Origin of the sequence: Pseudonocardia sp. (assembly GCF_035305885.1) — a bacterium.
Classification (GTDB): Bacteria; Actinomycetota; Actinomycetes; order Mycobacteriales; family Pseudonocardiaceae; genus Pseudonocardia.
On the sequence record NZ_DATGOP010000068.1, the window covers coordinates 29,759 to 55,301 of the forward strand.

23 protein-coding genes are annotated in these 25,543 nt (G+C 73.4%); 20 read left to right on the forward strand and 3 right to left on the reverse strand.

From position 1 onward, the window contains the following. Nucleotides 1-163 precede the first annotated feature (163 nt). The 7 genes from uvrA (at nt 164) to pheT (ending at nt 8,970) form a co-directional block, all read left to right on the forward strand. Nucleotides 164-3,076 carry an excinuclease ABC subunit UvrA gene (gene uvrA / locus VKZ81_RS14530; RefSeq protein WP_324242071.1) on the forward strand — a complete coding sequence of 971 codons (2,913 nt, stop codon included), beginning with the start codon at nt 164-166 and terminating at the stop codon, nt 3,074-3,076. 215 nt (nt 3,077-3,291) lie between these two features. Further along, the gene (infC, locus tag VKZ81_RS14535; RefSeq protein ID WP_324242092.1) at nt 3,292-3,855 is read left to right on the forward strand and encodes a translation initiation factor IF-3; all 564 of its coding nucleotides are present in this window, start codon (nt 3,292-3,294) and stop codon (nt 3,853-3,855) included. 75 nt (nt 3,856-3,930) lie between these two features. Continuing rightward, nucleotides 3,931-4,125: a 50S ribosomal protein L35 gene (rpmI, locus tag VKZ81_RS14540; RefSeq protein ID WP_324242072.1), complete on the forward strand. Its 195-nt coding sequence runs from the start codon at nt 3,931-3,933 to the stop codon at nt 4,123-4,125. A 74-nt stretch (nt 4,126-4,199) separates the two neighbouring features. Then, nucleotides 4,200-4,577, forward strand: coding sequence for a 50S ribosomal protein L20 (rplT, locus tag VKZ81_RS14545; protein ID WP_324242073.1), 378 nt, complete (start codon nt 4,200-4,202; stop codon nt 4,575-4,577). Continuing rightward, nucleotides 4,574-5,398, forward strand: a complete 825-nt coding sequence (locus VKZ81_RS14550) for a TrmH family RNA methyltransferase (RefSeq protein ID WP_324242093.1) — start codon at nt 4,574-4,576, stop codon at nt 5,396-5,398. Before rplT ends, VKZ81_RS14550 begins: the two co-directional genes overlap by 4 nt. Before the next feature lie 13 nt (nt 5,399-5,411). Continuing rightward, nucleotides 5,412-6,467 (forward strand): phenylalanine--tRNA ligase subunit alpha, encoded by a 1,056-nt coding sequence (pheS, locus tag VKZ81_RS14555; RefSeq protein ID WP_324242074.1) that lies wholly within the window; start codon nt 5,412-5,414, stop codon nt 6,465-6,467. A 22-nt stretch (nt 6,468-6,489) separates the two neighbouring features. Then, nucleotides 6,490-8,970, forward strand: coding sequence for a phenylalanine--tRNA ligase subunit beta (pheT, locus tag VKZ81_RS14560; RefSeq protein ID WP_324242075.1), 2,481 nt, complete (start codon nt 6,490-6,492; stop codon nt 8,968-8,970). Nucleotides 8,971-8,973: 3 nt separating this feature from the next. On the opposite strand, the gene VKZ81_RS14565 is transcribed toward pheT, so the two are convergent. Genes VKZ81_RS14565 through VKZ81_RS14575 form a run of 3 tightly spaced genes read right to left on the reverse strand, consistent with a single transcriptional unit; the run spans nt 8,974 to nt 11,208 of the window. After that, complete coding sequence (locus VKZ81_RS14565) at nt 8,974-9,492, reverse strand: hypothetical protein (protein ID WP_324242076.1); 519 nt, start codon at nt 9,490-9,492, stop codon at nt 8,974-8,976. 60 nt (nt 9,493-9,552) lie between these two features. Further along, nucleotides 9,553-10,236, reverse strand: a complete 684-nt coding sequence (locus VKZ81_RS14570; protein ID WP_324242077.1) for a DNA alkylation repair protein — start codon at nt 10,234-10,236, stop codon at nt 9,553-9,555. A 9-nt stretch (nt 10,237-10,245) separates the two neighbouring features. Next, entirely contained in the window at nt 10,246-11,208 is a 963-nt protein-coding gene (locus VKZ81_RS14575; protein ID WP_324242078.1) for a helix-turn-helix transcriptional regulator, read from the reverse strand. A gap of 97 nt (nt 11,209-11,305) precedes the next feature. Here VKZ81_RS14575 and VKZ81_RS14580 point away from each other — a divergent pair, with 97 nt between their 5' ends. From VKZ81_RS14580 to tyrS, 13 genes are all read left to right on the forward strand, one after another. Next, entirely contained in the window at nt 11,306-11,836 is a 531-nt protein-coding gene (locus VKZ81_RS14580; RefSeq protein ID WP_324242079.1) for a DinB family protein, read from the forward strand. A gap of 534 nt (nt 11,837-12,370) precedes the next feature. After that, nucleotides 12,371-13,396: an N-acetyl-gamma-glutamyl-phosphate reductase gene (gene argC / locus VKZ81_RS14585; protein ID WP_414709378.1), complete on the forward strand. Its 1,026-nt coding sequence runs from the start codon at nt 12,371-12,373 to the stop codon at nt 13,394-13,396. Then, the gene (argJ, locus tag VKZ81_RS14590; protein WP_324242081.1) at nt 13,393-14,553 is read left to right on the forward strand and encodes a bifunctional glutamate N-acetyltransferase/amino-acid acetyltransferase ArgJ; all 1,161 of its coding nucleotides are present in this window, start codon (nt 13,393-13,395) and stop codon (nt 14,551-14,553) included. The genes argC and argJ overlap by 4 nt, the downstream gene beginning before the upstream one ends. Further along, nucleotides 14,537-15,430 carry an acetylglutamate kinase gene (gene argB, locus VKZ81_RS14595; RefSeq protein WP_324242082.1) on the forward strand — a complete coding sequence of 298 codons (894 nt, stop codon included), beginning with the start codon at nt 14,537-14,539 and terminating at the stop codon, nt 15,428-15,430. The genes argJ and argB overlap by 17 nt, the downstream gene beginning before the upstream one ends. Continuing rightward, nucleotides 15,427-16,608, forward strand: a complete 1,182-nt coding sequence (locus VKZ81_RS14600) for an acetylornithine transaminase (RefSeq protein ID WP_324242083.1) — start codon at nt 15,427-15,429, stop codon at nt 16,606-16,608. Before argB ends, VKZ81_RS14600 begins: the two co-directional genes overlap by 4 nt. Next, a complete protein-coding gene (gene argF / locus VKZ81_RS14605) occupies nt 16,601-17,521 on the forward strand; it encodes an ornithine carbamoyltransferase (protein WP_324242084.1) in 921 nt (306 codons plus the stop codon). The genes VKZ81_RS14600 and argF overlap by 8 nt, the downstream gene beginning before the upstream one ends. Then, nucleotides 17,518-17,964 carry an arginine repressor gene (locus VKZ81_RS14610; protein WP_324242094.1) on the forward strand — a complete coding sequence of 149 codons (447 nt, stop codon included), beginning with the start codon at nt 17,518-17,520 and terminating at the stop codon, nt 17,962-17,964. The genes argF and VKZ81_RS14610 overlap by 4 nt, the downstream gene beginning before the upstream one ends. Nucleotides 17,965-18,011: 47 nt before the next feature. Then, on the forward strand, nt 18,012-19,445 hold the full coding sequence (gene argG, locus VKZ81_RS14615) for an argininosuccinate synthase (protein WP_324242085.1): 1,434 nt from the start codon (nt 18,012-18,014) through the stop codon (nt 19,443-19,445). Continuing rightward, complete coding sequence (gene argH / locus VKZ81_RS14620; RefSeq protein ID WP_324242086.1) at nt 19,445-20,857, forward strand: argininosuccinate lyase; 1,413 nt, start codon at nt 19,445-19,447, stop codon at nt 20,855-20,857. Before argG ends, argH begins: the two co-directional genes overlap by 1 nt. After that, nucleotides 20,854-22,095, forward strand: coding sequence for an aspartate aminotransferase type Ic (locus tag VKZ81_RS14625; RefSeq protein ID WP_324242087.1), 1,242 nt, complete (start codon nt 20,854-20,856; stop codon nt 22,093-22,095). Before argH ends, VKZ81_RS14625 begins: the two co-directional genes overlap by 4 nt. Next, nucleotides 22,088-22,750, forward strand: a complete 663-nt coding sequence (locus tag VKZ81_RS14630) for a DNA-3-methyladenine glycosylase (RefSeq protein WP_324242088.1) — start codon at nt 22,088-22,090, stop codon at nt 22,748-22,750. Before VKZ81_RS14625 ends, VKZ81_RS14630 begins: the two co-directional genes overlap by 8 nt. A gap of 20 nt (nt 22,751-22,770) precedes the next feature. Continuing rightward, entirely contained in the window at nt 22,771-23,772 is a 1,002-nt protein-coding gene (locus tag VKZ81_RS14635; protein ID WP_324242089.1) for an iron-siderophore ABC transporter substrate-binding protein, read from the forward strand. A gap of 33 nt (nt 23,773-23,805) precedes the next feature. Continuing rightward, the gene (gene tyrS, locus VKZ81_RS14640) at nt 23,806-25,074 is read left to right on the forward strand and encodes a tyrosine--tRNA ligase (protein ID WP_324242090.1); all 1,269 of its coding nucleotides are present in this window, start codon (nt 23,806-23,808) and stop codon (nt 25,072-25,074) included. Nucleotides 25,075-25,543 lie beyond the last annotated feature (469 nt).

A 25,543-nucleotide genomic window follows, 5' to 3' on the forward strand; every position in this document is an offset into this window, starting at 1 on the left:
CGGTTCGAACGTGTGTGCGATCCTCCTCCTGGCCGTCCGGCCCCGCCGGGCGGCCGTTCGCCGGGTCGCCGGCCGTCGCACCGGTTCTGTCGGTGGCCGCGCCTAGCATGGATCGAGGGCCGCCCTCGGCTCTCCACCCCGCATCTGGAGGAGGCTCTCCACCGTGGCCGACCGTCTGGTAGTACGCGGCGCCCGCGAGCACAACCTCCGTGGCGTCGACCTCGACCTGCCGCGGGACAGCCTCGTGGTGTTCACCGGCCTGTCCGGGTCGGGCAAGTCGAGCCTCGCGTTCGACACGATCTTCGCCGAGGGCCAGCGCCGCTACGTCGAGTCCCTGTCGGCGTACGCCCGGCAGTTCCTCGGCCAGATGGACAAGCCCGACGTCGACTTCATCGAGGGCCTGTCGCCCGCGGTCTCGATCGACCAGAAGTCCACCAACCGCAACCCGCGGTCCACGGTCGGCACCATCACCGAGGTCTACGACTACCTGCGCCTGCTGTTCGCCCGCGCGGGCGTGCCGCACTGCCCCGTGTGCGGGCACGTGATCGAGAAGCAGACGCCGCAGCAGATCGTCGACCAGGTCCTCGCGATGGAGGAGGGCAGCCGGTTCCAGGTGCTCGCCCCCGTGGTGCGCACCCGCAAGGGCGAGTTCGTCGACCTGTTCGCCAACCTGCAGGCGCAGGGCTACTCCCGCGTGATGGTCGACGGCGCGGTGCACCAGCTCACCGACCCGCCGAAGCTCAAGAAGCAGGAGAAGCACGACATCTCGGTCGTGGTCGACCGGCTCACGGTCAAGCCGTCGGCCAAGCAGCGGCTCACCGACTCGATCGAGACGGCGCTGCGGCTCGCCGACGGGCTCGTCGTGCTCGACTTCGTCGACCTCCCCGACGACCACCCGCAGCGCGAGCGCCGCTTCTCCGAGCGCATGGCCTGCCCCAACGGCCACCCGCTCCAGCTCGACGAGCTCGAGCCGCGCACGTTCTCGTTCAACTCGCCCTACGGCGCGTGCCCCGAGTGCACCGGCATCGGGATCAAGAAGGAGGTCGACCCGGAGCTGGTCGTCCCCGACCCGGACCTCTCGCTCGCCGAGGGCGCGATCGCGCCGTGGGCGGGCGGGCAGTCCGCCGAGTACTTCGGGCGGCTGCTCGAGGGCCTGTCGCGCGCGATCGGGTTCCGCATGGACACCCCGTGGCGCAAGCTGCCCGCCGCGGCGCAGAAGGCGGTGCTGCACGGCACGCAGGAGCAGGTGCACGTCCGCTACCGCAACCGGTACGGCCGGGAGCGCTCCTACTACGCCAACTTCGAGGGCGTCGTCCCGTTCCTCGAGCGGCGCCTCGACCAGACGGAGTCGGAGTCGCAGCGCGAGCGCTACGAGGGCTACATGCGCGACGTGCCGTGCCCCGCCTGCAAGGGCGCGCGGCTCAAGCCGGAGGTCCTCGCGGTCACCCTCTCCCACCGCACGCGGGGCGAGCGCTCCATCGCCGAGGTCGCGGCGATGTCGGTGGCCGAGTGCGCGGAGTTCCTCGACGGCATGGAGCTCGACGAGCGGCAGGCGATGATCGCGGGCCGGGTGCTCAAGGAGGTGCAGGCGCGGCTGGGCTTCCTGCTCGACGTCGGCCTCGACTACCTGTCGCTCGACCGGGCGGCGGGCACCCTGTCCGGCGGCGAGGCCCAGCGCATCCGGCTGGCCACGCAGATCGGCTCCGGCCTGGTCGGCGTGCTCTACGTGCTGGACGAGCCGTCGATCGGGCTGCACCAGCGCGACAACCGCCGCCTCATCGACACCCTCACCCGGCTGCGCGACCTGGGCAACACGCTCATCGTCGTCGAGCACGACGAGGACACCATCCGCGCCGCCGACTGGGCCGTCGACATCGGCCCGGGCGCGGGGGAGCACGGCGGGCAGATCGTGCACAGCGGCCCGGTGGCCGAGCTGGAGGCGCACGACACCTCGCTCACCGGGGCCTACCTGTCCGGGCGGCGCTCGATCCCGGTGCCCGAGATCCGCCGCCCGCGCGACCGCAAGCGCCAGCTCACGATCGTCGGGGCGCGCGAGCACAACCTGCGCGGCATCGACGTCGACATCCCGCTCGGCTGCCTCGTGGCCGTCACCGGCGTGTCCGGCTCGGGCAAGTCCACGCTGGTCAACGACATCCTCGCCACGGTGCTGGCCAACAAGCTCAACGGCGCGCGGCAGGTGCCCGGCCGCCACACCCGGGTCACCGGGCTGGACGGCCTCGACAAGCTGGTGCGGGTCGACCAGTCGCCGATCGGGCGCACCCCGCGGTCCAACCCCGCCACCTACACCGGCGTGTGGGACAAGATCCGCACCCTGTTCGCCTCCACGACCGAGGCCAAGGTGCGCGGCTACCAGGCCGGTCGGTTCTCGTTCAACGTCAAGGGCGGGCGCTGCGAGGCGTGTTCCGGCGACGGCACCATCAAGATCGAGATGAACTTCCTGCCGGACGTCTACGTGCCGTGCGAGGTGTGCAAGGGCGCCCGGTACAACCGCGAGACGCTCGAGGTGCACTACAAGGGCAAGACCGTCGCCGACGTGCTCGACATGCCCATCGAGGAGGCGGCCGAGTTCTTCGCGCCGATCACCTCGATCTCGCGCTACCTGCGCACGCTCGTCGACGTCGGGCTCGGCTACGTCCGGCTCGGGCAGCCGGCGCCCACGCTGTCCGGCGGCGAGGCCCAGCGCGTCAAGCTCGCGTCCGAGCTGCAGAAGCGCTCCAACGGCCGCACGATCTACATCCTCGACGAGCCCACCACCGGCCTGCACTTCGAGGACATCCGCAAGCTCCTCGGCGTGATCAACGGCCTGGTCGACAAGGGCAACTCGGTGATCGTCATCGAGCACAACCTCGACGTGATCAAGACGGCCGACTGGATCATCGACATGGGCCCCGAGGGTGGCTCGGGCGGCGGCATGGTGATCGCCGAGGGCACCCCGGAGCAGGTGGCGGCCAACCCGGCGAGCTACACGGGCCGGTTCCTGCGGAACCTCGTGACGCCGGAGGAGGCCCCCGCCCCGAAGGCGACCCGTCGGAGGAAGGCCGCGGCGGCGAGCTGAGGGTTGCCGCCCGGGGTGGCGCGCGGACCGGCGCCGACCCTGGTACCCTTCGGAATGCGACCACCCTGTCGTGCGTTGTGTAGTACGCCAGGGCGACAAGCGGAGCCCCGCTCCCACCCGACACCCCCAGGGTGCCCGGGTCCTGGTCACCGGCGTGCCGCACGGTTCGTCGGCTCGGCCAACGGGTCTCCGCTTCGTCGCATCCCACGACGTCGATACGAGGAGACCCCATCAGCACAGAGACGCGCATCAACGACCGCATCCGCGTTCCCGAGGTTCGCCTGGTCGGACCGAACGGCGAACAGGTCGGAATCGTGCGCATCGAGGACGCCCTGCGCCTTGCGCAGGAGGCCGAGCTCGACCTCGTCGAGGTCGCGGCGCAGGCCCGCCCGCCGGTCTGCAAGCTCATGGACTACGGCAAGTTCAAGTACGAGAGCGCGCAGAAGGCCAGGGAGTCCCGCCGCAACCAGCAGCTCACCACGATCAAGGAGCAGAAGCTCCGGCCGAAGATCGACACCCACGACTACGAGACCAAGAAGCGCAACGTGGTGCGCTTCCTCGAGGGTGGGAACAAGGTCAAGGTCACGATCATGTTCCGCGGCCGCGAGCAGTCCCGCCCCGAGCTGGGATTCCGGCTGCTCCAGCGCCTCGCAGAGGACGTGGCGGAGCTGGGTACGGTCGAGGCCGCACCCAAGCAGGACGGGCGGAACATGACGATGGTGATCGCTCCGAACAAGAAGCCCAGCGCGCGCAGGTCGGCGGCTCAGCAGCAGGGCTGACGGCGTCCGCGGATACGCGCAGGACAACCCATCGACGCCCCCGGGAACGGGGGCGTCATCGTGAACGGACTAGGCATGCCCAAGAACAAGACGCACAGCGGGACCGCCAAGCGGGTCAGGATCACCGGCAGCGGCAAGCTGCGGCGCCAGCAGACCGGCCTCCGGCACCGCCTCGAGGTCAAGTCCAGCAAGGAGACGCGCGACCTGGCCGGCATCGTGCCGGTGAGCAAGGCGGACGTGAAGCGCGTCAAGAAGCTGCTCGGTCGCTGACCGTCACGCCCTCCCCACCCGCCTGAGCCGGCGCGGACACCCCGCAGCCGGCCCGACACGTAAGGAAGACCCCCATGGCACGCGTGAAGCGCGCGGTCAACGCTCAGAAGAAGCGCCGCACCACCCTCGAGCTGGCCAGCGGCTACCGCGGGCAGCGGTCGCGCCTGTACCGCAAGGCGAAGGAGCAGGTGCTCCACTCGCTCAACTACGCCTACCGCGACCGGCGCGCCAAGAAGGGCGACTTCCGGCAGCTGTGGATCACCCGGATCAACGCTGCCGCCCGCGCCAACGGCATGACCTACAACCGCTTCATCCAGGGCCTCAAGGCCGCGGGTGTCGAGGTCGACCGCAAGAACCTCGCCGAGATCGCCGTGAGCGACTCGGCCGCGTTCACCGCGCTCGTCGAGCTCGCCCGCGCCAACGTGCCCGCCCAGAACGGGAGCGCCGCCTGAGTCCTCGCGCGGCGCACGCCGAACCGCCCGGCACCGAACGCACCCCGCGCGTCGTCGCAGCCCGCAAGCTGCTGCGCCGCTCGGGCCGCGATCGGGCCGGGCGGTTCCTCGTGGAGGGCGCCCAGGCCGTCCGCGAGGCGGTCCGGTACGCCCGGGTGCGCGAGCTGTTCGTCACCGACGCGGCCGCCGACCGGCACCCCGACCTGGTCGCGGCCGCCGCGGACGCGGGCGCCCGGATCAGCCCGGTGACCGAGCGGGCCGCGGCCACCCTGTCGGACACCGTCACCCCGCAGGGCCTGATCGCGGTCTGCGACCTGCTCGACGTGCCCGTCGCGGCGGCGCTCGGCGAGCGCCCGTCGCTCGTCGCCGTGTGCGTCGGGATCGCCGATCCGGGCAACGCCGGCACCGTCATCCGGGTCGCCGACGCCGCGGGCGCCGACGCGGTGCTGCTGGCCGGCGACACCGTGGACCCGCACAACGGCAAGGCGGTGCGCGCCTCCACCGGCAGCGTCTTCCACCTGCCGCTCGCCCGCGACCGCGACCCGGCCGCGGTGCTGGACGCCTGCGCCGCCGCCGGGCTCACGCTGCTCGCCGCCGACGCGCACGGGGAGCTGGACCTGCACGAACCCGCTGCCGGCCCGGTGCTCGCCGGGCGGGTGGCGTGGGTGTTCGGCGGGGAGGCCCACGGCGTGCCCGCCGAGGTCGCGGCCCGCGCCGACCACCGCGTCCGCATCCCCATCCACGGCCGCGCCGAGAGCCTCAACCTGGCCACCGCGGCCGCCGTCTGCCTCTACGCGAGTGCCGCAGCACGTCGCCGATAGGATCGCCTGCACCATGACTGAGAGCACGGACCTCGACGTCCAGAGCCTGCTGGACCCCGACGCGCTGAAAGCGGCGGTCGCGGCCGCCGAGCGGGCGTTCGCCGAGGCGTCCGACCTCGCCGAGCTCGCCGCCGTGCGCCCGGCGCACCTCGGCGACCGCGCGCCCATCCTGCTCGCCCGCCGCGAGCTCGGCTCGCTGCCCGCGTCGGAGCGCGCCGAGGCGGGCAAGCGCGTCAACGCCGCCCGGCAGCAGGTCCAGGAGGCCTACGAGGCCCGCCGCGCGGTGCTCGTCGAGGAGCGCGACGCGCGCGTGCTCGCCGAGGAGGCCGTCGACGTCACGCTGCCGTGGGACCGCATCCCGCGCGGCGCCCGGCACCCGGTCACGCAGATCGCCGACCGCATCGCCGACGTGTTCGTCGCGATGGGCTGGGAGGTGGCCGAGGGGCCCGAGGTCGAGTCGTCGTGGATGAACTTCGACGCGCTCAACTTCGGCAAGGACCACCCCGCGCGCACGATGCAGGACACCTTCTACCTGGGCGAGTCCGAGAGCTCCGGCATGGTGCTGCGCACCCACACCTCCCCGGTGCAGGTCCGCGCCCTGCTGGAGCGGGAGCTGCCCGTCTACGTGGTGTGCCCCGGCCGCACGTTCCGCACCGACGCCCTCGACGCCACCCACACCCCGGTGTTCCACCAGGTGGAGGGGCTCGCGGTCGACCGCGGCATCACGATGGCCCACCTCAAGGGGACCCTCGACGCGTTCGCGCGCGCCATGTTCGGGCCTGCGTCGCGCACCCGGCTGCGGCCCTCGTTCTTCCCGTTCACCGAGCCGTCCGCCGAGGTCGACGTCTGGTTCCCGGAGAAGAAGGGCGGGGCCGGCTGGGTCGAGTGGGGCGGCTGCGGCATGGTCAACCCCAACGTCCTGCGCGCCTGCGGCGTCGACCCCGAGGAGTACTCCGGGTTCGCGTTCGGCATGGGCCTGGAGCGCACGCTCCAGTTCCGCAACGGCATCCCCGACATGCGCGACATGGTCGAGGGCGACGTGCGGTTCAGCCGCGCGTTCGGCGTCTGAGTCTGCCCAGGAGGGCGAAAGAGTGCGTGTTCCGCTGTCCTGGCTCGCCGAGCACATCGGGGAGCTCCCGCCGGTCGACGAGACCGCCGAGGCGTTCGTCCGGGTCGGCCTCGAGATCGAGGACGTCCACCGGCCGCCGGAGCTGACCGGCCCGATCGTCGTCGGCCGGGTCCAGGAGTTCGAGACCCTCGAGGGCCTGAAGAAGCCCATCCGGTGGTGCCAGGTCGACGTCGGCGACCAGGTGCGCGGCATCATCTGCGGCGCCACCAACTTCGCCGTCGGCGACCTGGTCGTCGTCACGCTCCCCGGCGCCGTGCTGCCCGGCGGGTTCACCATCTCCGCGCGCAAGACCTACGGGCACGTCTCCGACGGCATGATCGCCTCGGCCCGCGAGCTCGGGATCGGCTCCGACCACGCCGGGATCCTGGTGCTCCCGCCAGGCACCGCCGAGCCGGGTGACGACGCGTTGCCGCTGCTGGGCCGCGACGACCCGGTCGTCGAGCTCAACATCACCCCCGACCGCGGCTACTGCTTCTCCGTGCGCGGGCTCGCCCGCGAGCTCGCCGGCTCGCTCGACGTCGACTACACCGACCCGGCCACCCGGGTCGAGGTGCCCGCCGCCGAGGGCGACGCCTGGCCGGTGGAGCTGCCCGACCCCGGCTGCGCGCGGTTCGTCGCCCGGCGCGTCGACGGCGTCGACCCCACCAAGCCGTCCCCGTGGTGGATGCAGCGCAGGCTGCTCGCCGCGGGCATGCGCCCGATCTCGCTGGTCGTCGACGTCACCAACTACGTGATGCTCGAGCTCGGCCAGCCGCTGCACGCCTACGACGCGGGCCGGGTGTCCGGCCCGATCGTCGTGCGGCGCGCGAAGCCGGGGGAGAAGCTCGTCACCCTCGACGACGTCGAGCGCACCCTCGATCCCGACGACCTGCTCATCACCGACGACTCGGGGCCCATCGGCCTCGCCGGCGTGATGGGTGGCGCGTCCACCGAGATCGGCGAGCCCGGCGAGGACGGGCGCATCGACGTCCTCATCGAGGCCGCCCACTTCCGGCAGGCCGTGATCGCGCGGGCGGCGCGCCGGCACAAGCTGCCGTCGGAGGCGTCGAAGCGGTTCGAGCGGGTCGTCGACCCGCAGCTGCCGCCGATCGCCGCCGAGCGGGCCGCGCAGCTGCTCGTCGAGCACGGCGGCGGCCGGCTCGCCCCGGGCCGCACCGACGCGGGCGCCGCGCCGCAGCAGGCGCCCGTGCAGATGCCGATCGACCTCCCCGACCAGGTCGCGGGGCTCACCTACCCGCCGGGAGCCACGGTCCGCCGGCTCACCCAGATCGGCTGCGCCGTCGACCTCGTCACCGGCGACGACGGCCGCGCCCGCGTCGTCGCGCAGCCGCCGTCGTGGCGGCCCGACCTGGTGCAGCCCGCCGATCTGGTGGAGGAGGTGCTGCGGCTGGAGGGCTACGACGCGATCCCGTCGGTGCTGCCCGCCGCGCCCGCAGGCCGCGGCCTCACCCCCGGCCAGCAGCGCCGCCGCACCGTCTCCCGCGCCCTCGCCGAGGCCGGCTACGTCGAGGTGGAGCCGTTCCCGTTCGTCGGGCCGTCGGTGTGGGACGCGTTCGGGCTGCCCGCCGACGACGCGCGGCGCCGCACCGTGCACGTGCTGAACCCGCTCGACGCCGAGCGCGCCGAGCTCGCCACCACCCTGCTGCCGGGGCTGCTCGACACGCTCGTGCGCAACCGCTCCCGCGGGGCCACCGACCTCGCGCTGTTCCACGTCGGCCAGGTGGTGCTGCCGCACGCCGAGCCGAAGCCGATGCCCGACCCGGACGTCTCCGGCCGCCCGTCGGACGCCGAGCTGGCCCAGATCGAGGCCGCCTTGCCGGCGCAGCCGCTGCACGTCGCCGTCGTGCTCGCGGGCGAGCGGGAGCGCCGCGGCTGGTGGGGGCCGGGCCGCGCGGCCGGGTGGGCCGACGCGATCCAGGCCGGCCGGCTCGTCGGGCAGGCCGCGGGCGTCGAGCTGCGGGTCACCGCGGCCGAGCTGCCGCCGTTCCACCCGGGCCGGTGCGCCGCCCTGCGCGTCGGCGACTGGGTGGTGGGCCACGCCGGTGAGCTGCATCCGAAGGTCGTCGAGGCGCTCGGGCTGCCGGAGCGCACCTGCGCGATGGAGCTGGACCTCGACGCGATCCCGCTCGCGGACAACCGGCCGGCGCCGAAGGTGTCGCCCTACCCGCCGGTCTCGGTGGACGTCGCGCTGGTGGCCGACACCTCGGTGCCCGCGGCCGACCTCGCCGAGACCCTGCAGGACGGCGGCGGCGACCTGCTCGAGGACGTCCGGCTGTTCGACGTCTACACCGGCGAGCAGGTGGGGGAGGGGCGCCGGTCGCTGGCGTTCACGCTCCGGTTCCGCGCCCCGGATCGCACCCTCACCAGCGAGGAGGCCAACCAGGCCCGCGACGCCGCGGTCGCGCTCGCCGCGCAGCGGCACGCGGCCGAGCTGCGCGGGTAGGGCTCAGGCCGGGAGGCGGGCGAGCGCGGCGCGGGCGGCGGCGCGCCACTCGTCGTCGGTGGGCACGCTGCCCGACACCAGGATCGTGACCAGGTGGCGGTCGCTCGCCAACTGCAGGGTGGGGCCGGCCGCGGTGCCGATCACCGCGGCGCCGGCGCCGACGCCGGGCAGCGCGCGCCGTCCCCCGGTGTCGGCGACCCGGACGTAGTCGGACGGCGTGCCCTCCCGCACCCCGTAGACGTTCACGAGTGCCACCGGGCCGGACTCCGCGCTCACGACGCAGCCCGCGCTGCGGGTGCCGTCGCCGCGCTCGACCGTGCCCTGCTGCGGCGGCCCCACCGGCACGTCGACGAGCTCGGCGAACTCGGCGGCGGTGAGCAGGCACTCGTCGGCCAGCACGTCGGCCACCAGCCCGTCGACGCCGGGGCCCGCCGCGGCGGGGGACCCGGCGACGGTCGTCGTGCAGCCGGCGAGCGCCAGCGCGAGCACCTGCACCGCCCCGCAGACCCGCATCCGCAGCACGGCGCCGACGGTATCCGGCGACCCCCGGTTCCCGGGGCCGTTCCGCGCGATTCGCCGGGCTCAGGCGCCGATGCGGCGCAGCGCCTCGCGGCGCGACAGCGGGGAGAGCCCCGGGTGCTCGGCGACGAACCGGCGGACCCAGTCCGGGTCGGTCCGCGCGTGCTGGCGCAAGGCCCAGCCGATGCCCTTGCGGAGGAAGAAGTCCTGGTCGTCGAGGTTGGCCTCGATGGCCTCGGTGAGCAGCGCGAGGTCGGTGGCGGGGCCGGCCTTGAGCTGGCAGATGACCGAGGTGCGGCGCAGCCAGCGGTCCGGGTCGGTGATCCAGGAGCGGACCACGGGGCGGAGCTCGTCGGGGTGCGCGCGCAGGAGCGGGCCGATCCGGCGGGTCGCGATCTCGTCGGTGAAGTCCCACCAGGCGCCGGTGACGATCCAGTGCCGCAGCAGCGGCAGCCACGACGGGTCGAGCCACGGCTGGTGGCGGCGGTGGCCGGTGAGCGACAGGGCGAGGTAACGCTCCTCCCGGAACCGCGCGCCGTCCCAGAGCTCCCGCACGACGGCCTCGAGCTCGCGCGCGTCCGCGATCGCGTGCGCGGCGACGGCGGCCTTGAGCAGCCGCTCCCGGGCGGGCTTCGGGACGCCGCGGAACGGCATCGCCGATTTCATGTACCGCTGCATCTCCGCGGCGGCGGCCGGGTCGGCGTGCGCGGCGAGGTCGGCGCGCAGCCGCTCGACGATCGGGTGCACGGGCCCAACCTACGGCGCGCTCAGGCGGCCCGTGTCGAACGTGCGGGCCCAGCCGCGCACGTGGTCGAGCAACTCCCGGGGTGACACCACCTCGAACTCCGCGCCGAGCGCCCCGAGCAGCATGGCGGGCCAGTCGAGTGAGTCCACGCGCATCCGCAGCCGGCACCGCCCGCCGCCCGCGTCCTCGGCCGTCCCCCAGCGGCCCACCATCGGCTGGACCCGATCGGCGGGGGCGGAGATCAGCACCTCCACGTCCCAGCCGAGGGCCTGGTCGGTGGACGCCCGCACGAACTCGGCGGCGTCCGCCGCGGGCAGCGTGCGCGGCAGGAAGCGGGCGCCGGTCCGGCGGGGTGCGTCGATCCGGTCGACCCGGAAGCTGCGCCAGTCGTGCCGGGTGAGGTCGTAGGCGACGAGGTACCAGCGGCGGCCCAGCGACACCAGCCGCAGCGGCTCGACGTGCCGGTCGGTGCGCTCACCGGAACGCGCCGTGTAGCCGAACTCGACCCGCTCGGTGTCGCGGCACGCCTGGGCGAGCGCGGTGAGCACGCCCGGGTCGGTGTTCGGTGCCGACCCGCCGAACGTCGCCGGCACCGTCATGGCCCGCAGCGCGTCCACCCGGCGCCGCAGCCGGGGCGGCATCACCTGGACGACCTTGGCGAGCGCCCGCACCGACGACTCGGCGATCCCGGCCACCCCGCCCTGCGCGGCGGCCTGCAGCCCGACGGCCAGCGCCACCGCCTCCTCGTCGTCCAGCACGAGGGGCGGCAGCGCCGCGCCCGCGGCGAGCTGGTAGCCGCCGTCGACGCCGCGGCTGGCCTCCACGGGGTAGCCGAGCTCGCGGAGCCGGTCGATGTCGCGGCGCAGCGTCCGCACCGACACCCCGAGCCGGTCGGCCAGCGCAGGCCCCGGCCAGTGCCGGTGGGTCTGCAGCAGGGACAGCAGCCGCAGCGTTCGCGAGCTCGTGTTCGCCATGCCGTCGAGATTCCCGTGGATTGAGGTCAAGAAGTGGCACTTGTGCTCCGTAACGTAACCCCGGAACCGATCGAGACCGACCCCCGAGGAGGCTCTGATGAGCACAGCCACGCTGACCGGCGAGCGCGCCGACATCCTGGAGACCCTGACCACGCACCGGTGGTTCCTGCGCCACACCGTCCAGGGCATCACCGACGACCAGGCCCGGCAGCGCACCACCGTCAGCGAGCTGACGCTCGGGGGCCTGATCAAGCACGTCGCCGAGACCGAGAAGAGCTGGGCCGACTTCATCCTGGACGGACCCGCCGCGATGGGCGGCGGCACCGACTGGGCCGAGCCGACCCCGGAGCAGATCGCGCAGTACCAAGCGGGCTTCACGCTGCTGCCGGACGAGACCCTCGAGGGCGTGCTGGCCCGCTACGACGAGATCGCCCGGCGCACCGACGAGTTGGTCGCCACGGTCGACCTGGACCTCACCCACCCGCTGCCGGAGGCGCCGTGGTTCCCGAAGGGGGCGACCTGGTCGGCCCGGCGGGTGTTCATGCACATCGTCGCCGAGACCGCCCAGCACGCGGGGCACGCGGACATCATCCGCGAGTCGCTGGACGGGCAGAAGACGATGGGGTAGCGGCTGGGTTCTGCGGGACCTGCCTCTGGCCTCCTGGCGGCGCCGCTTTCAGCGGCGCGAAAGGGTCAGACCCGGGTGTCATCCTCGCCTCACACCCGGTGTGGAGGAGCCCCTGATGTCCGGCGCTGTTGTTCCGTTTCCCACCCCGTTCGAGGCTCTGAGCGATCGCGACGTGGAGGTCGGGTTGCTCGCCCGCACATCGACCACAAGACGATCACACCGAACCGGGACGGCGACTCCCTCTCGGTCGAGCAGTGCGCGACCGCGGCGGGTTCGTCGCGGACCGGCGTCCCCCCCCAAGCCGGGTACGCCGCCCACGCAACCGCGCTTCTCGGTGGTGCACCCGACGCAACCACCCACCCCCCGCGACCTGCCACACCCGCCCGACCACTCGCAGCCGAGGCAGCGCCGAGGCGACCGGACGCGCCAACCGGCAGCCGGGTCAACCGGGGTCGCGCCCCACGGAACCCACCCACGCCGCGAGCCCGCCGCCAGATAACCGGATTGCATTAGCTTGCGCTAGCGTGCATAGTCATGCGCATGGCGCGGGTAGCGGTTGCGGGTGCGAGCGGGTACGCCGGGGGAGAGCTCCTCCGGCTGCTGCTCGGGCATCCGGACGTGGAAATCGGGACGTTGACGGCGGGCGGGAGCGCGGGCACGCGACTGGGGGCGCACCAGCCCCACCTGTTGCCCCTGGCCGACCGAGTGCTGGAGGACACCACCCCCGAGACGCTCGCCGGGCACGACGTCGTCTTCCTCGCGCTCCCGCACGGGAAGTCGGCGGAGCTGGCGGCCCGGATCGGCGACGACACGGTCGTGATCGACTGCGGGGCCGACCACCGGCTCACCGACCCGGCGGCGTGGGAGCGCTGGTACGGCGGCACCCACGCGGGGAGCTGGCCGTACGGGCTGCCCGAGCTGCCCGGTGCGCGCGACGTGCTGCGCGGCGCGAAGCGGGTGGCGGTGCCCGGCTGCTACCCGACGGCGGTGAGCCTCGCGATGGCGCCCGCGTTCGCGGCCGGGATCGTCGAGCCCGAAGTGGTGGTCACGGCGGTCACCGGGACGTCGGGTGCGGGCAAGTCGCTCAAGCCGCACCTGCTGGGCGCCGAGGTGATGGGGTCGCTCTCGGCGTACGGGGTGGGCGGCGTGCACCGGCACACCCCGGAGATGGTGCAGAACCTGTCCGCGGCGGCCGGCGCTCCGGTCTCGGTGAGCTTCACCCCGGTGCTGGCGCCGCTGCCGCGCGGCATCCTCGCCACCTGCACGGCGCGCACGCAGGTGTCGGCGGCCGAGGCGGTCGAGGTCTACGCGAAGGCCTACGCCGACGAGCCGTTCGTGCACCTGCTGCCGGAGGGCACCTGGCCCGCCACGGCGTCGACGCTCGGCGCCAACACGGCGCAGCTGCAGGTCACCGTCGACCCGAACGTCGGACGGCTGGTCGTCGTCGCCGCGATCGACAACCTGACCAAGGGCACCGCGGGCGGCGCGATCCAGTGCATGAACCTCGCGCTCGACCTGCCCGAGACCGCGGGCCTGCCCGTCACGGGGGTGGCCCCGTGACCGTCACGCAGCCGAAGGGGTTCCGGGCGGCCGGGGTCGCCGCGGGCATCCGGAACGGCGAGGGCCCCGACCTCGCGTTCGTCGTCAACGACGGCCCGCAGTTCGCGGCCGCGGGGCTGTTCACCCGCAACAAGGTCAAGGCCGCCCCCGTCCTGTGGTCGCAGCAGGTGCTCACCACGGGGAAACTGCGCGCGGTCGTGCTCAACGCGGGCAACGCCAACGCCTGCACCGGGCCCCAGGGCTTCCAGACCGCCCACGCCACCGCGGAGAAGGCCGCCGAGCTGCTCGGCTGCGGCGCCATCGAGGTCGCGGTGTGCTCCACCGGCCTGATCGGGTCCCAGCTACCGCGCGACAACGTCCTCGACGGGGTCGCGGCCGCGCACGCCGCCCTCGGGGCGGACGCCGCCGCCGGCCGGGCCGCGGCGACCGCCGTGATGACGACCGACACCGTCCCCAAGGAGGTCGCGCACGTCGACGCCGCGGGCTGGAGCATCGGCGGGTTCACCAAGGGCGCCGGCATGATCGCGCCGTCGATGGCCACGATGCTCACGGTCATCACCACCGACGCCGTGCTCGACGCGGCCGCCCTGGACGCGGCCCTGCGCCCCGCGGTGCGGGTGAGCTTCGACCGGCTCGACATCGACGGCTGCATGTCCACCAACGACACGGTCCTGCTGCTCGCGTCCGGCGCATCGGGGGTCGTCCCGGACACCGACGCGTTCGGCGCGGCGCTGACCGACCTGTGCAAGGACATGGCGCGCCAGATGCAGGCCGACGCCGAGGGCGTCACGAAGCGGATCACGGTGCGGGTGGGCGGGGCCGCCTCCGAGGACGACGCGGTCACGATCGCCCGCACGGTGGCCCGCGACAACCTGGTCAAGGCGGCGCTGTTCGGCTCCGACCCGAACTGGGGCCGGATCGCGGCCGCCGTCGGGTACTCCGACGCCGAGGTCGACCCCGACAAGATCGACGTCACGATCAACGGCGTGCTGCTCTGCCGGGGCGGCGCGGCCGCGGGCGACCGGTCCGCGGCCGACCTGAAGGGCACGGACATCCTCGTCGAGATCGGCCTCGGCCTCGGCGACGGCGCCGCGGAGATCCTCACCACCGACCTGTCGTACGGCTACGTCGAGGAGAACAGTGCGTACTCCTCTTGAGGACCGGCTGGCCCGCGCCGGCGAGAAGGCGGCCGTCCTGGCCGAGGCGCTGCCCTGGCTGCAGCGGTTCCACGACCGGATCGTCGTCGTCAAGTACGGCGGCAACGCCATGGTCGACGAGGAGCTCAAGCAGGCCTTCGCCCAGGACATGGTGTTCCTGCGCCTGGCCGGCATCCGCCCCGTCGTGGTGCACGGCGGCGGGCCGCAGATCACCGCGATGCTCGACCGGCTCGGCCTGCCCGCGGAGTTCCGCGGCGGCCTGCGCGTCACCACCCCGGAGACGATCGACGTCGTGCGGATGGTGCTGGTGGGGCAGGTCGGCCGGGAGCTGGTCGGTCTGATCAACAAGCACGGCCCGTACGCGGTCGGGCTGTCCGGCGAGGACGCCCACCTGTTCACCGCGGAGAAGCGCACGGCGCTCGTCGACGGCGAGGAGGTCGACATCGGCCTGGTCGGCGACGTGGTGCACGTCAACCCGGACGCGGTGCTCGACATCGTCAACGCCGGGCGGATCCCGGTGGTCGCGGGCGTCGCCCCGGACGGGGACGGCACCGTCTACAACATCAACGCCGACAGCGCGGCCGCCGCACTGGCCTCGGCGCTCGGCGCGGCCAAGCTCGTCGTGCTCACCGACGTGGCGGGCCTGTTCGCCAACTACCCCGACCCGGAGTCGGTGATCAGCTCGCTCACGGCCGACGAGCTGGAGCCGATGCTGCCCGGGCTGGCGAGCGGGATGGCGCCGAAGATGGAGGCCTGCCTGCGCGCCGTGCGCGGCGGGGTGCCGCAGGCGCACGTGATCGACGGGCGGATCCCGCACTCGGTGCTGCTCGAAGTGTTCACCAGCGAGGGAGTCGGAACGATGGTGGTGCCCGGATGAGCGAGCTCGCGAGCGGCCTGACCCAGCGGTGGCGCACCGCGATGATGGACAACTACGGCACGCCGCCGCTCACCCTCGTGCGCGGCAGCGGCGCCGAGGTGTGGGACGCCGACGGCAACCGCTACCTCGACCTGGTGGCGGGCATCGCGGTCAACGCGCTCGGCCACGCGCACCCGGCCGTGGTCGAGGCGGTCACCACGCAGCTGCAGACGCTGGGCCACACCTCGAACCTCTACATCACCGAGCCGCCGCTCGAGCTGGCCGAGAAGCTGCTCGAGCTCATCGGCCACCCGGGCCGGGTGATCTTCTGCAACTCCGGCGCCGAGGCGAACGAGACGGCGTTCAAGATCGCCCGCCGCACCGGCCGGCCGAAGATCATCGCGTGCGAGAACGCGTTCCACGGCCGCACGATGGGCGCGCTCGCGCTCACCGGCCAGGAGCCGAAGCGGGCACCGTTCCACCCGTTGACGCCGGGGGTCGAGCACGTCCCCTACGGCGACGCGGCCGCGCTGGAGGCGGCGGTCGACTCCGACACCGCCGCGGTGTTCCTCGAGCCGATCCTCGGCGAGGCCGGCGCGGTCAACCCGCCGGAGGGCTACCTGCAGGCGGCGCGGCGGATCACCGCGGAACGCGGGGCGCTGCTCGTGCTCGACGAGGTGCAGACCGGTATCGGCCGCACCGGCTCGTGGTTCGCCTTCCAGCAGGCCGGGATCGAGCCCGACGTCGTCACGCTGGCCAAGGGCCTCGGCGGGGGCCTGCCGATCGGGGCCTGCATCGGGCTCGGCGCCGCGGGCGAGCTGCTCAAGCCGGGCCAGCACGGCACCACGTTCGGCGGCAACCCGGTCGTCGCGGCCGCGGCGCTGGCCGTGCTGCGCACGATCGCCTCCGAGGGCCTGCTGGAGCACGTCACGCAGCTCGGCAAGGAGATCACCACGGCCATCGAGGGGCTGGGCCACCCGCTCGTCGCGGGCGTGAGCGGCGCGGGCCTGCTGATCGGCATCGGGCTGCGCAAGCCGGCGTCGGCCGCGGTGGCGACGGCCGCGCGGGCGGGCGGGTTCCTCATCAACAACGCCGTGCCCGACCGGCTGCGGCTGGTGCCGCCGCTCGTGCTCACCGAGGCGCAGGCCAGGGAGTTCCTCGCGGCCTTCCCGACGTTCCTGGACGCGGACGATGACTAGGCACCTGCTGCGCGACGACGACCTCACCCCCGACGAGCAGCGGGAGATCCTGGACCTGGCCGACGCGATGAAGGCCGACCGGTTCGCCCACCGCCCGCTCGCCGGGCCGAAGGCCGTCGCCGTCCTGTTCGACAAGCCCTCGACCCGCACCCGGATCTCGTTCGAGGTGGGGATCGCCCAGCTCGGCGGCACCCCGCTGATCGTCGACGCGCAGGTGAGCCAGCTCGGGCGCGGCGAGACGATCGCCGACACCGCCCGCGTGCTGTCCCGCTACGTCGACGCGATCGTGTGGCGCACCGGCGACCAGTCGCGCATCGACGAGATGGCCGCGGCGGCGTCGGTCCCGGTCGTCAACGCGCTCACCGACCAGTTCCACCCCTGCCAGGTGCTCGCCGACCTGCAGACGATCCGCGAGCGCTTCGGGCGCCTGGCGGGGCTCACGCTCACCTACCTCGGCGACGGCGCCAACAACATGGCCCACTCGCTGTTGCTGGGCGGCGCCACCGCCGGGCTGCACGTGCGGATCTGCGCCCCGGCCGGGTTCCAGCCCGACGGCGGGGTGGTGCGGGACGCGAAGAGCCGCGCCGCCGACACCGGCGGCGGCGCGGAGCTGATCGCCGACCCGCACGCCGCGGTCGACGGCGCGGACGTGGTGGTCACCGACACCTGGGTGTCGATGGGCCAGGAGAACGACGGCCTCGACCGGGCAGCCCCGTTCCGGCCGCTCCAGGTCAACTCCGCCCTGCTGGAGCGGGCCGCGCCGGGCGCGATCGTGCTGCACTGCCTGCCCGCGCACCGGGGCGACGAGATCACCGACGAGGTGCTCGACGGGCCGGCGAGCGCGGTGTGGGACGAGGCGGAGAACCGGCTCCACGTGCAGAAGGCGCTCCTGACATGGCTCCTCCGACGATGACGCGCGCGGCCCGCCAGGCCCGGATCGTCGAGCTGATCCGGGACCGGGCCGTGCACAGCCAGACCGAGCTGCTCGGCCTGCTGGAGGCGGAGGGCATCGCCACCACGCAGGCCACGCTCTCGCGCGACCTGGACGAGCTGGGCGCGGTGAAGGTGCGCGGCGCGTACGTGGTGCCCGACGACGGCAGCCCCGTCCGCGCGGTCGAGGGCGGAACCGGCCGGCTCGCGAAGCTGCTGGGGGACCTGCTCGTGTCGGCGGACGCGAGTGGGAACCTTGCTGTCCTGCGCACCCCGCCGGGCGCGGCCCACTACCTGGCGAGTGCGCTCGACCGCGCCGCCCTGCACGACGTCGTCGGCACGATCGCAGGTGACGACACCGTCCTGGTGGTGGCCCGCGAGCCGCTCACCGGGGCCCAGCTCGTCGCGCGATTGCGCGAACTGTGACGAACCCCGCGCGGCACGCGCGGGTGAGAAGCAAGGAGATCCCTCTCGTGAGCAAGGTCCTGACCTCCCTCCCCAAGGGCGAGCGCATCGGCATCGCCTTCTCCGGAGGCCTCGACACGTCCGTGGCTGTCGCCTGGATGCGTGACAAGGGCGGGATCCCGTGCACCTACACCGCCGACCTCGGCCAGTACGACGAGCCGGACGTCTCCGGCATCCCGGACCGGGCCAAGCAGTACGGCGCCGAGATCGCCCGCGCGATCGACATCAAGCCGCAGCTGGTCGAGGAGGGCCTCGCGGCGCTCGCCTGCGGTGCGTTCCACATCCGCTCGGCGGGCCGGACCTACTTCAACACCACGCCGCTCGGCCGCGCGGTCACCGGCACGCTGCTGGTGCGGGCCATGCAGGCCGACGGCGTCAACATCTGGGGCGACGGGTCGACGTTCAAGGGCAACGACATCGAGCGGTTCTACCGCTACGGCCTGCTCGCCAACCCCGAGCTGCGCATCTACAAGCCGTGGCTGGACGCCGACTTCGTGCAGGAGCTGGGCGGCCGCCACGAGATGAGCGCGTGGCTCACCGCGCACGGGCTGCCCTACCGGGACGCGGCCGAGAAGGCCTACTCCACCGACGCCAACATCTGGGGCGCCACCCACGAGGCCAAGACCCTCGAGCACCTCGACGTCTCGCTCGAGACGATCGAGCCGATCATGGGCGTGAAGTTCTGGGACCCGTCGGTGCGCATCGACCCCGAGGACGTCTCGATCACGTTCGAGGCCGGGTACCCGGTGGCCATCAACGGACGGCACTTCGACGACAAGGTCGCCCTCGTGCGCGAGGCCAACGCCATCGGCGGGCGGCACGGCCTCGGCATGTCCGACCAGATCGAGAACCGCATCATCGAGGCGAAGTCGCGCGGCATCTACGAGGCGCCCGGGATGGCGCTGCTGTTCATCGCCTACGAGCGGCTGCTCAACGCGATCCACAACGAGGACACCATCGCCAACTACCACCTCGAGGGCCGCAAGCTCGGCAGGCTGCTCTACGAGGGCCGCTGGCTGCACCCCCAGGCGCTGATGCTGCGCGAGTCCATCCAGCGCTGGATCGCCTCGCTGGTGACCGGCACCGTCACGCTGCGCCTGCGCCGCGGCGACGACTACACGATCCTCGACACCACCGGGCCCGGCTTCTCCTACCACCCGGACCGGCTGTCGATGGAGCGCGTCGAGAACGCCGCCTTCGGGCCGACCGACCGGATCGGCCAGCTCACCATGCGCAACCTCGACATCGCCGACTCCCGCGCCAAGCTGGAGGCCTACGCCGGGCAGCCGCACGAGCAGGGGACGGTGCTCGTCGAGCACGGCACGCTGTTCGGGGAGCTGCCCGCGGGCGGCTTCGACCGGATCGCGGCGGCCGACGGCGCCGAGGACCGGGACTACGCCTCCTCGCTCGACGAGGCCGCGCTGGAAGCGGGTACCGACTGATGGCCCTGTGGGGTGGCCGGTTCGCCTCCGGACCCGCCGACGCGCTGGCGGCGCTGTCGAAGTCGACCCAGTTCGACTGGCGCCTCGCGCCGTACGACGTGCGCGCGTCGATGGCGCACGCCCGCGTCCTGCACCGGGCGGGCCTGCTGTCCGACGAGGAGTTGGCCGGGATGCTCGACGCGCTCGCCAAGCTCGCCGCCGACGTCTCCTCCGGCGCGTTCGGGCCCGCGCCCGACGACGAGGACGTGCACTCGGCCCTCGAACGCGGGCTCATCGAGCGGGCCGGGCCGGAGCTCGGCGGCAAGCTGCGCGCCGGGCGGTCCCGCAACGACCAGGTCGCCACGTTGTTCCGGATGTGGCTGCGCGACGCCGCCCGCCGGGTCGGCGCCGGCGTGCTCGACGTCGTCGACGCCCTCGTCGCGCAGGCGGAGGCCCACCCCGACGCGCCGATGCCCGGGCGCACCCACCTGCAGCACGCCCAGCCCGTGCTGCTCGCCCACCACCTCGCCGCGCACGCCCACGCCCTGCTGCGCGACGTCGACCGGCTCCGCGACTGGGACCGGCGCGCCGCCGTCTCCCCGTACGGGTCGGGCGCGCTCGCGGGCTCCTCGCTCGGCCTCGACCCGGAGGCCATCGCGGCCGAGCTGGGCTTCGAATCCTCGGCGGCCAACTCCATCGACGGCACCGCCTCGCGCGACTTCGCCGCGGAGGCCGCGTTCGTGCTCGCGATGATCGCGGTCGACCTGTCGCGGATCGCCGAGGAGGTGATCGTGTGGGCGACCGCCGAGTTCGGCTACGTCACGCTCGACGACGCGTTCTCCACCGGCAGCTCGATCATGCCGCAGAAGAAGAACCCGGACGTCGCCGAGCTCGCGCGCGGCAAGGCGGGCCGGCTCATCGGCAACCTGTCCGGGCTGCTGGCCACGCTCAAGGGGCTGCCGCTCGCCTACAACCGGGACCTGCAGGAGGACAAGGAGCCGCTGTTCGACTCCGTCGAGCAGCTGGAGCTGTTGCTGCCGGCCGTCGCCGGGATGGTCGCCACGCTCACCTTCCACACCGACCGGCTCGCCGAGCTGGCCCCGGCCGGCTTCACCCTGGCCACCGACGTGGCCGAGTGGCTGGTGCGCAAGGGCGTGCCGTTCCGGGTGGCGCACGAGGCGGCCGGAGGCTGCGTCCGCGCGGCCGAGGCCCGCGGCGTCGGCCTGGAGGACCTGACCGACGCCGAGCTGGCCGCCGTCCACCCGGCCCTGACCCCGGACGTGCGCGAGGTGCTGAGCGTGGCAGGCTCGATCGCGTCCCGGGCCGCCCGCGGCGGCACCGCGGGGGAGCGCGTGGCCGAGCAGCTCGCCGAGCTGCGCGCCACCGCGGCGGCCGCGCGCCAGGCCCTCACCGACATTGGAGGATCAGCATGACCACGCCCGGGCGGGAGGACGCCCGCACCGCCTACGAGAAGCTCCAGGCCGAGGGCATGAAGCTCGACCTCACCCGGGGCAAGCCGTCGGCCGCGCAGCTCGACCTCTCCACCCCGATGCTGAGCCTTCCCGGGGCCGAGGACTTCCGCGCCGCCGACGGCACCGACACCCGCAACTACGGCGGCCTGATGGGCCTGCCGGAGCTGCGCGAGATCTTCGCGCCGTTCCTGCAGGTCCCCGTCGAGCAGCTGATCGCGGCCGGCAACTCCAGCCTCGAGCTGATGCACGACCTGCTCGTGCACGCCCTGCTCAGCCCGCTGCCGGGCGGCGAGCGGCGCTGGGCCGACGAGGAGCGGGTCGTGTTCCTCGCCCCGGTGCCCGGCTACGACCGGCACTTCGGGGTGTGCGAGCGGCTCGGCATCGAGCTGGTGCCGGTCCCGATGCTCGACGACGGCCCGGACATGGGCGTCGTCGAGCAGCTGGTGGCGGCCGATCCCACGATCAAGGGGATCTGGTGCGTGCCGAAGTACTCCAACCCCACCGGCGCGGTGTACTCGGACGAGACGGTGCGCAGGCTCGCGTCGATGCCGACCGCGGCGCCCGACTTCCGGATCATCTGGGACAACGCCTACACGGTCCACCACCTCACCGACGACGAGGTGGAGATCGCCGATGTGCTTGCGCTCGCCGCCGAGGCGGGCAACCCGAACCGGCCGTTCGTCGTCGGGTCCACGTCGAAGATCACCCTGGCCGGGGCGGGGGTGGCGTTCCTCGGCGCCTCGCCGGAGAACGTCGACTGGTGGGTCCGGCTCACCTCGAAGCGCACCATCGGGCCGGACAAGGTCAACCACCTGCGGCACGCGCGCTTCCTGCGCGACGCCGACGGGCTGCGCGCGCACATGCGCAAGCACCGGGAGATCATCGCGCCGAAGTTCGCGGCCGTGGACGAGATCCTCACCCGGGAGTTCGCCGACACCCCCGGCGTCGAGTGGTCGAAGCCGTCCGGCGGGTACTTCGTCACGCTGACCGTGCCGGAGGGCACCGCCACCGAGATCGTCCGGCTGGCCAAGGAGGCGGGCCTCGCGCTCACGCCGGCCGGAGCGACGCACCCCTACGGCGAGGACCCGCAGGACAGCGTCATCCGGCTCGCCCCGACGTTCCCGCCGCTGCCGGAGGTGCGCAAGGCGATGGAGGGCGTCGCGGTGTGCGTGCGGCTGGCGCTCGCCGAACGTGACTGAGACGGACGTGACCGAGGGCGCGACCGGGCTCCTCCCCCGGGAGGAGCTGGCCGTCGATGTGATCGAGGCCGCCGTGCGGCTGCTCGGTTGCACGGTCGCCGCGGACACGCCGGAGGGCACGGTCGCGGTCCGCCTCGTCGAGGTGGAGGCCTACCGGGGCGCCGACGACCCCGCGTCGCACAGCTTCCGCGGCCGCACCGCGCGCAACGCGGTGATGTTCGGGCCGGCCGGGCACCTGTACGTCTACTTCGTCTACGGCATGCACTTCTGCGCCAACATCACGGCGCTGGAGGACGGGGTCGCGGGGGCGGTGCTGCTGCGGGCGGGCGAGGTGGTGTCCGACCTCGCCGTGGCGCGGGCGCGCCGCCCGACCGCGCGCCGGGACGCCGACCTCGCCAAGGGGCCCGCGCGGCTCGCCGCGCTGCTCGGGCTGGGCCGCGAGCACAACGGCGTGGACGTGACCGACCCCACGTCACCGGTCCGGCTGCTGGCCGCCCCGCCGGTGGACCCGGCCCTCGTGCGCAGCGGGCCACGGGTGGGCGTGGCCGCGGCCCACGAGCTGCCGTGGCGGTTCTGGATCGACGGCTCGCCCGCGGTGAGCCCGTACCGGCCCGGGCGCGGCGCGCCGGTCACGTCGACTGGACGCCGGGGGTAAGGCCAGCCTAGCCTTCCTGCGTGATCGTCCGCCTGCGCGCCGTCGTGGCGCTGCTCGCCGCTGCCGTCCTGCTCACCGCGTGCGGGGGAGGGGGACCGGCCTCGGCCGGCCCGGCGCCGACCGAGGCGGGCGACGGCGCGTTCCCGATCACGGTGCAGCACGCGCTCGGCACGACGGAGATCCCCGCGGCGCCGCAGCGGGTCGTGTCACTGGGCTACACCGATCAGGACACGATCCTGGCGTTCGGGGTGGTCCCGGTCGGGATCCGCGAGTTCACCGGCAACCGGCCGTCGGCGACCTGGCCGTGGGCGAGCGACCGGCTGCGGGGTGAGCAACCCCGCGTGCTCGTCGGCGAACAGATCGACGTTGAGACGGTGGCGGCGCTGCAGCCCGATCTGATCGTGGCGGTGTCGGCCGGGCTGGACCAGCAGCAGTACGACACGTTCTCCCGGCTCGCGCCGACCATCGCCCACCCCGTCGGCGCCGACCCGTTCCAGGCCGCGTGGCAGGACACCACCCGGCTGATCGGCGCCGCGCTGGGGCGCGCGGAGGAAGCCGAGCGGATGGTCGCCGACCTCGAGGCGCGGTTCGCCGCGGTCCGGGAGCAGTACCCGCAGTTCCAGGGGCGGCGGGCCGCGATCGCCGCCGCCAGCTCGACCGGCACCGGCTACTTCGTCTGGGCCTCCGACGACAACCGGGGGCGGTTCCTGACCTCGCTCGGCTTCACGGTCCCGCCGGTGTTCGACGAGCTCGCCGGGGACAGCTTCTACGCCGACATCAGCCACGAGCGGCTCGACCTGCTCGACGAGAACGACGTCGTCGGCTGGCTCGAGATCCCCGGCAACGACAACGCCGCCCTGGACGCCCAGCCCGGCTACCCGGCGCTGCGGGTCGGCCGGGAAGGACGGGTGGTCGAGCTCACGCAGGAACAGGGCGTCGCGCTGTCGTTCAGCAGCGTGCTCAGCCTGCCGGCGCTGCTCGACGAGCTGCCCGCCGAGTTCGCGGCGCACCTGGGCGGCTGAGGGCGCTCCCGCGGGGTGGGGGAGGATCGGGGCGTGGGAACGAACATCCTCGACGAGCTGGAGTGGCGCGGCCTGATCGCGCAGAGCACCGACCTCGACGCGCTGCGGCGCGACCTGGAGGGCGGGATGCTCACCCTCTATGCCGGGTTCGATCCCACCGCTCCGAGCCTGCACGCGGGCAACCTGATGTTGTTGCTCACACTGCGGCGGTTCCAGCAGGCGGGGGCGCGGCCGATCGTCCTCGCGGGCGGGGCCACCGGGCTCATCGGTGATCCTCGCGACACCGGGGAGCGCACGCTCAACAGCGCCGAGACCGTGAGCGAGTGGGCCGGCCGGATCCGCGGCCAACTGGAGCGGTTCGTCGAGTTCGACGGCCCCAACGGCGCGCTCGTCGTCAACAACCTCGACTGGACCGGCAAGCAGACCACGCTGGAGTTCCTGCGCGACGTCGGGAAGCACTTCTCGATCAACGTGATGCTGAACCGGGAGACGGTCCGGCGCAGGCTCGCGGGCGACGGCATGTCGTACACGGAGTTCAGCTACCTGCTGCTGCAGAGCCAGGACTACCTGCACCTGTACCGCGAGTACGGCTGCAAGCTGCAGATCGGCGGCTCCGACCAATGGGGCAACATCGTCGGCGGCGTCGACCTGATCCGGAAGGTCGAGGGCGCCGCGGTGCACGCCCTCACCACGCCGCTCGTCACCGACTCCGAGGGCCGCAAGATCGGCAAGTCCACCGGGGGCGGGAACGTCTGGCTCGACCCGGAGATGACCACGCCGTACGCCTGGTACCAGTACTTCATCAACGTCGCCGACGCCGACGTGATCCGGTACCTGCGCTACTTCACGTTCCTGTCCCGCGAGGAGATCGACGAGCTGCAGCGGGAGGTCGACGAACGGCCCTTCGCGCGCGCCGCGCAACGCAGGCTCGCCGAGGAGCTCACCACGCTCGTGCACGGGAAACGGGCCACCGAGCAGGTGGTCGCGGCCAGCCAGGCCCTCTTCGGGCGCGGTGACCTGCGCGAGCTCGACGCGGGCACGCTCGACGCGGCGCTGGCCGAGGTGCCGCACGCGGACGTGAAGATCAGCGAACGGCCGACGATCGTCGACCTGCTGCTCGCCACCGGCCTGTCCGAGAGCCGCAGCGCGGCGCGGCGCACCGTGGCCGAGGGCGGGGCGTACGTGAACAACACCAAGGTGCCCGGGGAGGACTGGGCGCTCGGCGAGGAGGACCTCCTCGCCGGGGGCTGGGCCGTGGTGCGCCGGGGCAAGCGGAACCTCGCGGGCGTCCGCGCGAGCTGAGCCCTCGGCGGGGGCGGGTTGCGGCCCGGCCCCGCCCATCCGCCCGAAACCGGCATCTGACCTGCGACAACATCACAAAGGGACCCCCCGGTGAAAGGGCCTCCGACGGGGGTGTGTAACTTTCTCCTCGTCGCCGACGGCGGGCAGCACGACAGACCGGGACGGATCTCCGGCCCAGAGTCAGCCCCCGGGTCACGGCGGCCGCCCCGGAAGGCCCCGGCACCACGGTGCTAGGCTGGACGGGTGTGGGCCTGGCGGAGCGCTTGACTCCGCGAGCAGGACCACGTACCGTGTGAAAGTTGCCCCGGCCCGGTCCGCGAGGACCGAAATGGTGTGCGGGTGTCTCTTGAGAACTCAACAGTGTGTCGAGCTTGTTCATGGACTGGTTTTGTGCCAGTTTGATTTTTTGTCGAGGCCCCGTCCTCGACGTTTTGCCAGGTTTTTGTTGGAGAGTTTGATCCTGGCTCAG